Source organism: Flavobacterium arundinis, from assembly GCF_038289855.1.
GTDB lineage: Bacteria > Bacteroidota > Bacteroidia > Flavobacteriales > Flavobacteriaceae > Flavobacterium > Flavobacterium arundinis.
The window spans coordinates 177,966-188,989 of the sequence record NZ_JBBYHR010000011.1; the positions used below are offsets into that span (position 1 = coordinate 177,966).

The following is an 11,024-nucleotide window of genomic DNA, read 5'->3' on the forward strand; positions in this document are numbered from 1 at the left end:
GATTAATTAAACAGGTTTTTTAAATCTTCTTCAAAGATATTTCCGGACCGTCTGTTTTTACAGCCTGTACAGTAGGCGACTGCATTCTTCTCTTAACCATTCGGCTTACCCTGTACATTAAGAAGATACTGATAAGCGTAATACCCGATACGATATAACCCAGGGTGTCATAATGTTCTAATGGGCTATACTGTGTCTTTTGTACAACTATCGTTCCTGCAAACGCAGCGGCAATACCGCCTGCTATTTGCTGCAGCGAAGAGTTGATGCTCATAAACGCGCCGCGGTCCTGCATTTCGGGCACACCGGTTACCAGTGCGGTAGAGGGCACCATCCTGCCCATGATGCCTATCATCATCATTACGTTGAATACCATGACTAACCATAGCGGCGTGGTTTCTAATTTGGTGTATATCAATACAACAGCTATCATCCATATACAGGCAATAGCGAACAGCTTAAACTTATCTATTTTATCGCTGAGTTTCCCCACAAAAGGCATGATTATAAGGGTACTGATGCCCGCTACCATAAATAGCATAGGCAGCTGGTGGTTGGTAATGCCCAGGTTGTTGATCGCGAATGCGCTCCCGAAAGGCATCATCATAAACCCTCCTATAGATAGCAGGGCAGTTGCTGTAAATCCTATACGGTAATCTTTATTCATAAGCGTATGCAACAGGTGCTTAAATGCGGTCTTATCCCTCTTTATGGCAAGGTGGGCTGTGACCGGTTTTAGCTTTACAGCGATCAGGACAGCAACTATTGCTGCCATGACCCCGATCCACAAGAAAGGTGTATGCCAGTTCCACGCATTGGCAAGGTATAGCCCGATCGGGATTCCCAGTACCTGGCTGGCGCCGAAACCCATCTGCAGGAAGCCCATAACACGGCCACGCTGTTGTATTTCGAAAATATCGGCAACAATAGCCATCGAAATGGAGCCGATAACCCCCCCGAATAATCCGGTGAAGATACGGGCAGCTACAAGTAATTCATAGGTGTCGACAATTCCGCAAAGTATGGTGCCGATAATAAAACCGGTATAAAAGAACACCAGTAGTTTTTTGCGGTCAAATTTATCGGCAAAGCCGGCAGTCAGCAATCCTGAGGCACCGGCGCTAAAGGCATACGCCGAAACCGCGATGCCAAACTGGCTGGGTTCCATTTTCAGGGATTTCATAAGGATATCACCAAGTGGCGACATCACCATAAAATCGAGGATTACGGTAAACTGCGTAATGGCAAGGATAAAGATTACAAATTTCTGGTATCCTGAGAGCGGCGTGGCAATGGGTTGTTCCATAGGTATCCGTTTTTTTATTGAATTGATTGATGATCGAACTAGGGTGTAAGTGCTTTTATTACAATAGCAAAGGCTTCTTCTTTCATGTCGTTGTTAAATTTAAATGGCCTGTTCCCAAAACTTTTGCCTTCTGCATCAAATTGGAGCATATTGTACAGCGGACCGTAGGCTATACTCCAGAAAACCTCCAGCCTCAAAGGTACTAACTGTCCTCTTTTTACTGCATTCTGGCAAAAACGACCCATCGTTTCGCTAAAATTCCCGAAACTTTGCTCCAGTACATATTCGCCATGCGGCGAATGGCGGATAACATCATAACAGGCAGCCTCTTCTCGGTGCTCCATGGCAAAAGCAATCCTGTTGTCCCATTGCTTGCGTAGGCCTTCTGCAAAAGGCATATCGGGATCGAAATCTTTTAATGCTGCTCTAAAAAAGGCCTGGCCTATTTCTACACCTACTTTGCGGATAAGGTCATCCTTGTCCTGGTAGTAAATGTATAGTGTAGCCACAGATATGCCGCATGCCCTGGCGAGCTTGTTCATGCTAAAGCCCTGAAAACCTTCTTTCACCAAAAGTACTATGGCTTTTTGCTTAACCAAATCTTCTTTGCCTGCATTACGTGTGCGCATACTTACCCATTCATTTACAGGCAAATATAAATGAATGTTCGTTTAGTTATGAATTTTTCCGGAAAAATTCACACTAACATAATATAGCGCGGTTGGGGCGGCTATTCTTCCTCCTTTTCTTCAGCGGTATTTTCCTTATAATCGGGATACAAAAAGTTGTTATAAGGGAATCGTGAAATATGTATAGCCCTCACTGCTTCATATACCTTTTCCCTGAATTCCTCGAAGTTTTCCTTGTTTGTGGCCGAGATGAACAGTGCATTTTTTTCGCCTACATTGCCCATCCAGGTAGCCTTCCATTCTTCAAGGGTGTTGTGTCGGTTGGTTTTCTCTGTCGTCAGGTCGTCGCTGTCTATTGTAAGCGGCTGGTAGGCATCAATTTTATTGAAAACCATTATAGTGGGCTTATCGGCGCTTTTGATATCCTGTAATATTTGGTTTACCGATTCGATATGGTCTTCAAATTCGGGATGCGAAATATCAACAACATGTAGCAGGAGGTCGGCCTCGCGCACTTCATCAAGAGTACTTTTAAAGGAATCTACAAGTTGTGTAGGCAGTTTCCGGATGAACCCTACAGTATCTGAGAGCAGGAAGGGAAGGTTTTTTATTACGACTTTACGAACGGTGGTGTCCAGCGTTGCAAACAGCTTGTTCTCTACAAAAACTTCGCTTTTGCTTATAACGTTCATAAGGGTAGACTTGCCTACGTTAGTATAGCCCACGAGTGCCACGCGCACTAACGCGCCACGGTTGCTGCGCTGTACCGACATTTGCTTATCAATAGTTCTTATTTTTTCTTTCAACAATGCAATACGGTCGCGTACGATACGCCTGTCGGTCTCGATCTCTGTTTCGCCGGGACCACGCATACCAATACCACCACGCTGGCGTTCAAGGTGGGTCCACATACCGGACAGCCTTGGCAGCAGGTATTGGCACTGTGCCAGTTCTACCTGTGTGCGTGCATAGGATGTTTCGGCGCGCTGCGCAAAAATATCGAGGATGAGGTTAGTACGGTCAAGTACTTTAATATCCAGTATTTTCGTAAGGTTCTTTTGTTGTGCAGGAGAGAGCTCATCATCAAAAATAATGGTTTTAATATCATTCTCTTTAATATATAGGTGTATCTCCTCTATCTTCCCTGTTCCCAAAAACGTTTTTGGATTGGGGCGCTCCATTTTTTGGTTAAACCTTTTAATTACCTCGCCTCCGGCAGTATAGGTAAGAAATTCAAGTTCATCAAGATATTCCCGGAGCTTTTCTTCACTTTGGTTTTGAGTAATTACACCCGCTATAACCGTTTTTTCAAAATTAATTGTTTCTTTTTCCAACATTTCGCTCTTTTTTTAAGGAATACAAAATTACGGAAACCAAATGTTTAATTTTTGTAGATTACGTGAAAAAAATCTCAAAACACTTTTATTTTGTTAAAATTTAAGTATATGTTAACCGCGAGTTATATTTTTTTAAATTTGGGGATTAATTTTACCTAAACCTAAAATAACTATGAAAAAAATTACTTTCATTGTTTTCATGTTTCTGATGTCATGGTGCGGTTATTCGCAACTTGACCTGGAAACTTTTGAAAGCAACGGCAATGCGTTGCCGGCGGGGTGGCAGCAGATAAATGTTGCCGGGCCTTCACAAGCGTGGACGGTCGCTACCCACAGTGTAATTACGCCGTCTTATGGAGGAACGGGCCACGCGGCCTACATCCAGAAAGAGAATGTGGCAACTGGTACAACCGAAGACTGGTTGGTTACAAAACCCTTTACGGTACCCGCAAATGGGGAACTGCATTTCCAGTCAAGGCTTACCCAATTGGGTGATGACGGTAACACGTACCGCATCATGATAAACGTGGGTGGTACTAACGCCGGCACAACGGCAAATTACACCCAGGTACAGGCGTGGACCGAGCTTACTCTTAATCCGGATCCTTTCCAGACGGATTACCTTGAAAAAATTGTTACTCTTCCTGGATCATCAGTAGGGCAAACTGTAACGCTTGCTTTTGTGATGAATGGTGATAACGGCGACCGCTGGCTGGTTGATAACGTTGTGGTGGCATCACAGTGCCTTGCTCCGACAGGCCTGCCTACAACAAATGTCGGTACCAACACTGCTACGCTTAACTGGACCAATCCAAGCGGCGCAACACAATGGACAATTGATATTGTTGGAGCATTATCTGCTCCTACAGGAGCAGGGATCGCATATACAGGACCCCCATCGTCTTATGTAGCTACAACAGATAGCGCTGGCAACCCATTGCAGCCTGCTACGCAATATAAATATTATGTAAGGGCAACCTGCACCGGCGGTATTACAAGTGCCTGGGCGGGGCCATTCAATTTTGCAACGGTAGTACCGGGTGCTACCTGTACTTCACCGCTTGTTATAACTACAGATACCTATACACAGTCTTCAAATACAAACCTTTTTGGCGATGATATAGAAGGTACTGTAGGTTCTACAGGATGTGGTACAACGGCCAATTACCTTAATGGGGATGAGGTTGTATATGCTTATACACCAACTTATACAGGTACTGCCAACTTTAGCATGACTAATAACGGAATTAATTCCGGTATGTTTATTTATAACAACTGTGCCGATATAGGCGTGGGTTGTGCTGCCGGAGGCGGCATTGGCGCTACTCCAGCTCCTGTTACTATCAACCTTGCAGTAACTGCAGGGCAAACATATTATGTTGTGATCTCGACTTCGGGTACAACCCAGTCTACACCATATACGTTGACCATACAACGCGTAAACTGCGCACCTCCTGTAGGGCTTCCTACAACGGGTATTGATGGAGATTCTGCAAACCTTTCCTGGACAAACCCTGGTGGCGCATCGTCATGGCAGGTAGTAGTACAGGCACCGGGCACAGGCATACCAGCTGGCGCAGGAACGGATGTTTCTACAAATACCAACTATCAGGCAGGCCCGCTTGCAGAGGGTACGAATTATGAGTACTATGTAAGGGCAGCATGTGGAGATGGAACCTTTAGCGCATGGGCAGGACCGTATTTGTTTACTACAACACAAATACCGGCGCCAATACCTTACGTGCAGGATTTTGAAGGAACCAGTGGTTTTGCGACATCAAACGGTACGCAAACCAATAAATGGTTTATCGGTACGGCGGTGAGTAATTCTCCGACGCACTCTTTATATATAAGCGACACTAACGGTACAACGCATCATTATAATACATCCAATGCTTCGGTTGTTCATGCTTACCGCGACCTCGCTATACCGTCACCAGTTGACCAGCTTCAGTTACAATTTGACTGGAGGAATCAGGGTGAAAGTAATTTCGACTTTATCAGGGTGTGGTTAGTACCTGCTTCTTTTACACCTACACCTGGTACACAGATAACGGCGGCTGCAGGCCGCATTCAGTTGGGAGCCAACTTCCAGCTTAATAATAACTGGACAACTGACACGCGAATCATTAATGCCACAGCATATGCAGGCACCGTAATGAGGCTGGTATTTGAGTGGACAAGTGATACAAGCGCAGGTACACAGCAGCCGGGAGCAATTGATAATATTAATATATCAGTTGTACCATGCCCGTCTCCTACAAACGTGGCACTTGGTACGCCACTTACCAATAACTCTGCTATTGTTAACTGGACAGGCCCTACATCGGTTAGCCCTACATTTGACTATGTATTTGGTACAACCAATACTGCCCCGGTTGCAGGAACAGTTCCTACAGGAAACGTTGCTACACCTACAGTACCGTTTACCAGCCTAACACCTTCTACCACTTACTATTTCTGGGTAAGGAGCAATTGCGGTGGCGGTATAACAAGTGCATGGGTAGGGCCGTTGAGCTTCACCACGCCACAAATACCGGCAACCCTCAATTATGCTATGGATTTTGAGGATCCAAACTACCAATGGACGCTTAGTAACGGAACCCAAACCAACAAATGGTTCTATGGCACCGCAGTAAGCAACTCTCCAACACACTCCTTATATATAAGCGATACTAACGGTACAACGCATCATTATAATACATCCAATGCTTCGGTTGTTCACGCTTATAGGGATATTGCGCTGCCAACACCGCTTGACCAGGTGCTGCTGCAATATGACTGGAGGAACCAGGGTGAAAGTAACTTTGACTTTATAAGGGTATGGGTAGTGCCTGTTACCTACACGCCTACACCGGGAACCCAAATAACTGTAGCCAACAGTGGCGGTATTCAATTGGGTGGCAATCACCAACTTAACAATAACTGGACAACAGAAAACAGGATTATCAACGCGGCAGCGTATGCTGGCACTACGGTAAGGCTTGTCTTCGAATGGACCAGCGATACCAGCGCCGGTACACAGCAGCCGGGAGCTATTGACAATGTTAATATCTCGATTATTACATGTCCATCGCCTACGAATTTAGCATTAGGCCCATTGACAGAGAATACTGCTACTGTAACATGGACAGGACCTACATCTGTAAGCCCAACGTTTGACTATTATTATTCTACGACAAACACGGCTCCTACAGCAGGTACTGTGCCTACCGGCAACGTAACGCCTGCGGGTGTTGATCTTTTAGGACTTACCCCTTCTACACAATATTATTTCTGGGTAAGGAGCAACTGTGGCAGCACAGACGGCAACAGTATTTGGGTGGGGCCATTAAGCTTTACTACACCACAGATACCTGCAACGCTAAACTATTCGCAGGATTTTGAAGATCCAAACCACCAATGGACTTTAGCTAATGGTACGCAAACCAATAAATGGGTATACGGCACAGCGGTAAGCAATTCGCCAACACACTCAATATATATAAGCAATACCAATGGTACAACACATAATTATGTTATAAACACTACTTCTGTAGTGCATGCGTACAGGGATGTAATAGTACCGGCAGAGGTAGGCATGATCAACGTATCATTTGACTGGAGAAACCAGGGTGAAAACAACTTTGACTACATCAGGGTATGGGTTGTACCGATTAGTTTCGTACCTACACCCGGAACACAAATTACAGCAGCTAACAGTGGCGGTGTCCAGCTTGGAGGCAACCACCAGGGCAGCAACACATGGACGACATCAAACTACAACCTTCCTACTCCCGGCCCTGCTGCGATCAGAAGGATAATTTTCGAATGGAGAAATGATGGTAGCGGCGGTACACAGCAGCCGGGTGCTATAGATAACATCAACATCAACATTATTACGTGTCCTCCACCGTTTGACCTGAATGTAAACTGCGTTTCATCAACGTCTGCAAACATAGAATGGGAGCCTGGCAGTGACGAAACAGAGTGGGAATATGCTTTGCTTCCGACAAGTGCTCCTGCACCTACCAGCGGTACAACTATCGATACAACGTCGTACATAGCGGAAGGCCTTAATACTAACACCAGCTACACGTTCTATGTCAGAGCGCTATGCAGCGATCCTAACGAACTCAGCTCTTGGGCTCAGGGTAGTTTTACAACTACAGATGTTTCTATTGTTGATGCGGAGCCATTCTGCGGAACAACCAACTCATCTATTATTTTTGATAACACTTTTGGACAGGGCTTTGATTCAGGTTACGGAGAAGTAGCTTGTCTTGGTTCGACACCAAATCCGGTTTGGTATTACCTTCAGGTAGATGAGACAGGGCAACTGGATTTCCGACTTGTTCAAAACACACAATTTGACAATAATGGTAATGCTATCGGTACCGGACTTGACGTTGACTTTGCAGCCTTCGGGCCGTTTACATCGCTTACACAGGCATGTGCACAGATTGACCTGGTAGACTGTCCTACTTGTCCATTCAGCAATGTTGGGTCTAACTTCTATCCTTTTGGAAACATAATTGACTGTAGTTACTCAACTGCAGCTATTGAGACCTTTACTGTCCCGAATGCACAGGAAGGTGAGATCTATGCGGTTCTTATAACCAACTTTGATGGTGACCAGGGACAAATTCAGTTGCAACAGCTTGATTCAAGTACAGGTACTACTGACTGTGATATTCTTTATAATGTTGCTTTAGGCCCGGACAAAATACTTTGCGGACAGCCTAATACTACAATTACAGCTAGTGTTACTACCCCAGGCAACGGCCAGGGACCGTCTTACCAGTGGTTTATGGATGGCTCTACAACTCCGTTCACACCAACCATTGTTTCCACTACAAGTTTGACGCAAACAATTTTGATAACAGAGCCTGGATACCATACGTATACCGTTGTGGTTACTGTTCCAAATGCTGCAAACACAGATCCTATTACCGATGATGTAATTGTGGCGCTTGGACCTGAAATAAATCTTACGGATGTAGCAGTTACATATTGTGGTAACGGAGGTTCAACTTCTGTAGACCTTACAACGCTAAATGATGATGTTCTTGGAACACTTGCTCCTGCAGAATATGATGTAACTTACTACCCGACATCAGCAGATGCGACTAACGGTGTTGGCGCAATAGATGTTAGCACACCTTTTGTAACGTCTTCAACTGTTATCTACGCAAGAGTGAATAATATTGAAGTAGATACCTGTTTTGATGTTGTTGCAATTACAATTACAGTTAATGCGACACCAACGGCTACTATTAGCTATGCAAACTCTCCATATTGTACAAATAGCGGAACAGCTGCGGTTACAAATACAGGAGATACGAGTGGTACATATTCATCAACTACAGGCCTTACTATTGATGCTGCAACAGGTGATATTACTCTTGTTTCGAGCACGCCGGGTACTTATACAGTAACGTATACAATAGCGGCCACTTCATTATGTCCTGAGTTTACTACTACAACACAGGTAGTAATAGAAGCTGCGCCGGAGGCAACAATTGCTTATGCCAGCTCTCCTTATTGTACAAGTGGTACGGCAGCAACTGTTACGCAAACAGGTGCAGCAGGTGGTACATATACTTCTACAGCCGGACTGGATATAGATCCTGTTACGGGAGAAATAGACCTTCAGGGAAGTACGGCGGGCACTTATACGGTGACCTATACCCTTCCTGCAACTACAGCATGTGCTGAACTTGCAGTTACAACAGAGGTAACTATAAACGTACTGGCAAGCGCAACGATTAGCTATGGTACAGTTCCTTATTGTACTAATGGTGGCACAGCTACAGTTACACAAACAGGTGATACAGGAGGTACTTATTCATCCGATGCAGCGCTTTCTATAGATGCTGTTACAGGTGAAATTACCCTTGCTTCGAGCACACCGGGAACATATACGGTAACGTATACTATTGCTGCTACGACTTCTTGTCCTGAATTTACAACTACAGCACAAGTAGTAGTAGAAGCGGCTCCAGAAGCAACGATCGCTTATGCAGCTACTCCTTACTGCTCTAATGGTGGCACTGCCACTGTAACTCAAACCGGATCTACAGGTGGTACTTATACCTCTGATCCAGGCCTTGTTATAAATGCTGCTACAGGTGATATCGATCTTGCGGCAAGTACAGTTGGAACGTATACAGTAACATATACTGTTGCGGCAACTGCAGCATGTGGGCCATTATCGGTTACAACTTCAGTAGTAATAAATGCACTGCCGGTAGCTACGATTGCTTATAACGCCTCACCATATTGTGCTGATGCCGGTACTGCTTCTGTAACGTTTACAGGCGATGCAGGCGGTACTTATACCGGAGATGCAGGAATTTCTGTCGATGCTGCAACAGGTGATATCAACCTTGCTGCGAGTAGCCCGGGTACACATACTGTAACTTATACTATTGCTGCAGGCAACGGATGTTCTGAAGTAACTGCAACTGCAACAGTTGTGATTACAGCATTACCTTCAGCATCATTTACGTATGAAGTTGCGGCGGTTTGCCAGAATGCTGGCGGAACACAGTCTCCTACATTTAATACAGGCGCAATAGCAGGAACATTTACTACCGATGTAGCAGGACTAACTATTAATTCTGCAACGGGTGTAATAACTCCTGGTACAAGTACAGAAGGCACTTATATCGTTACCAATACGATAGCAGCTGCTAACGGATGTGGTGTTGTGACTAATAGTGTTACTATAGTGATTAACCCTGCGCCAATAGCTACGTTTGCCTACGGCGCTCTTGCATACTGCCAGGATGCGGCTAACCCATCTCCAATTTTAGATGGCGGTGCCGGTACATTCACGTCTACTACAGGATTAGTAATTAATGGCAGTACAGGTACAATTGACCTTGCCGGAAGTACCCCTGGTACTTATACAGTAACCAATACGATCCCTGGTACTACAGAGTGTCCAGCTGTTTCTGCAACGGCAACTGTTACGGTTACTTCTATCCCGGTTGTAGCAGTACTACAGGGTTGTGAAGGAGGCTCTTTTATGCTGGAAGTGACTTTTGATAATGATGAAGTTTATACAGCTGACACGGTTGATTTTGTTTGGACGGATGGTGCAGGAACACAAATAGGCACAGAGTCTAAAATACGTGTAACAGAACCGGATACATACCATCTTACTGTAATTCCTAGGAATAACAATGAATGTGCTCTGGATACTGATGTTGTTGTTGACGATACAGCTTGTGATGTTCCGAGAGGTATCTCGCCGAACAATGATGGTAAAAATGACAGCTTTGACCTGACTGCACTTGACGTAAGGAAGATAAGCATCTTTAACCGTTACGGACAGGAAGTTTATACTCGCGGTAATGGATATACTAATCAGTGGATAGGACAAACCAGCGGTGGCGATGAGCTTCCGACGGGTACTTACTTCTATATGATTGAGCGTACCAACGGTGAGAGTAAGACTGGCTGGGTTTATATCAACAGGCAGATAAACTAATTTTAACAGGTATTTCCCCCGCGAAAAGCGGGGGAATATTTTTGTTATTCAGTAAATACTGTATCTTAGCATAAACATTTCATAAAATTCATATTAAATTCAAAAAAATTTATTTGCTTTGAAGTTGATTAATTAGAAAGTAAATAGGTTAATTAGAAAACCACACACATGAAGAAATTTTACCTTGCAGCATTATTAGCTCTAGGAGGGCTGTTGGACGCGAGCGCCCAGCAGGACCCGCACTACACGCAGTACATGTACAACATGAACGTGAT

General features: G+C 44.7%; 4 protein-coding genes and 1 pseudogene. 2 read left to right on the forward strand and 3 right to left on the reverse strand.

Features of this window, described 5'->3' with window-relative positions; translation table 11 throughout:
- Positions 1-19 precede the first annotated feature (19 nt).
- The 3 genes from AAEO56_RS17745 to hflX all read right to left on the reverse strand — a co-directional run bounded on the left by AAEO56_RS17745 (position 20) and on the right by hflX (position 3,272).
- On the reverse strand, positions 20-1,306 hold the full coding sequence (locus AAEO56_RS17745) for an MFS transporter (protein WP_341698416.1): 1,287 nt from the start codon (positions 1,304-1,306) through the stop codon (positions 20-22).
- A 38-nt stretch (positions 1,307-1,344) separates the two neighbouring features.
- Complete coding sequence (locus tag AAEO56_RS17750; protein WP_341698417.1) at positions 1,345-1,935, reverse strand: TetR/AcrR family transcriptional regulator; 591 nt, start codon at positions 1,933-1,935, stop codon at positions 1,345-1,347.
- A gap of 101 nt (positions 1,936-2,036) precedes the next feature.
- On the reverse strand, positions 2,037-3,272 hold the full coding sequence (gene hflX / locus AAEO56_RS17755; protein WP_341698418.1) for a GTPase HflX: 1,236 nt from the start codon (positions 3,270-3,272) through the stop codon (positions 2,037-2,039).
- 172 nt (positions 3,273-3,444) lie between these two features.
- Between hflX and AAEO56_RS17760 the strand changes: the two genes are divergently transcribed.
- Both AAEO56_RS17760 and AAEO56_RS19315 read left to right on the forward strand, forming a co-directional pair.
- The gene (locus AAEO56_RS17760; protein WP_341698419.1) at positions 3,445-10,749 is read left to right on the forward strand and encodes a fibronectin type III domain-containing protein; all 7,305 of its coding nucleotides are present in this window, start codon (positions 3,445-3,447) and stop codon (positions 10,747-10,749) included.
- A 168-nt stretch (positions 10,750-10,917) separates the two neighbouring features.
- Positions 10,918-11,024 (forward strand): annotated as a pseudogene (locus tag AAEO56_RS19315) (PorP/SprF family type IX secretion system membrane protein); the annotation flags it as partial.

Bases quoted from the DNA above. Each gene is read 5' to 3' on its own strand.
- AAEO56_RS17745 (WP_341698416.1), bottom strand. From the start codon at position 1,306: ATGGAACAACCCATTGCCACGCCGCTCTCAGGATACCAGAAATTTGTA.
- AAEO56_RS17750 (WP_341698417.1), bottom strand. From the start codon at position 1,935: ATGCGCACACGTAATGCAGGCAAAGAAGATTTGGTTAAGCAAAAAGCC.
- hflX (WP_341698418.1), bottom strand. From the start codon at position 3,272: ATGTTGGAAAAAGAAACAATTAATTTTGAAAAAACGGTTATAGCGGGT.
- AAEO56_RS17760 (WP_341698419.1), top strand. From the start codon at position 3,445: ATGAAAAAAATTACTTTCATTGTTTTCATGTTTCTGATGTCATGGTGC.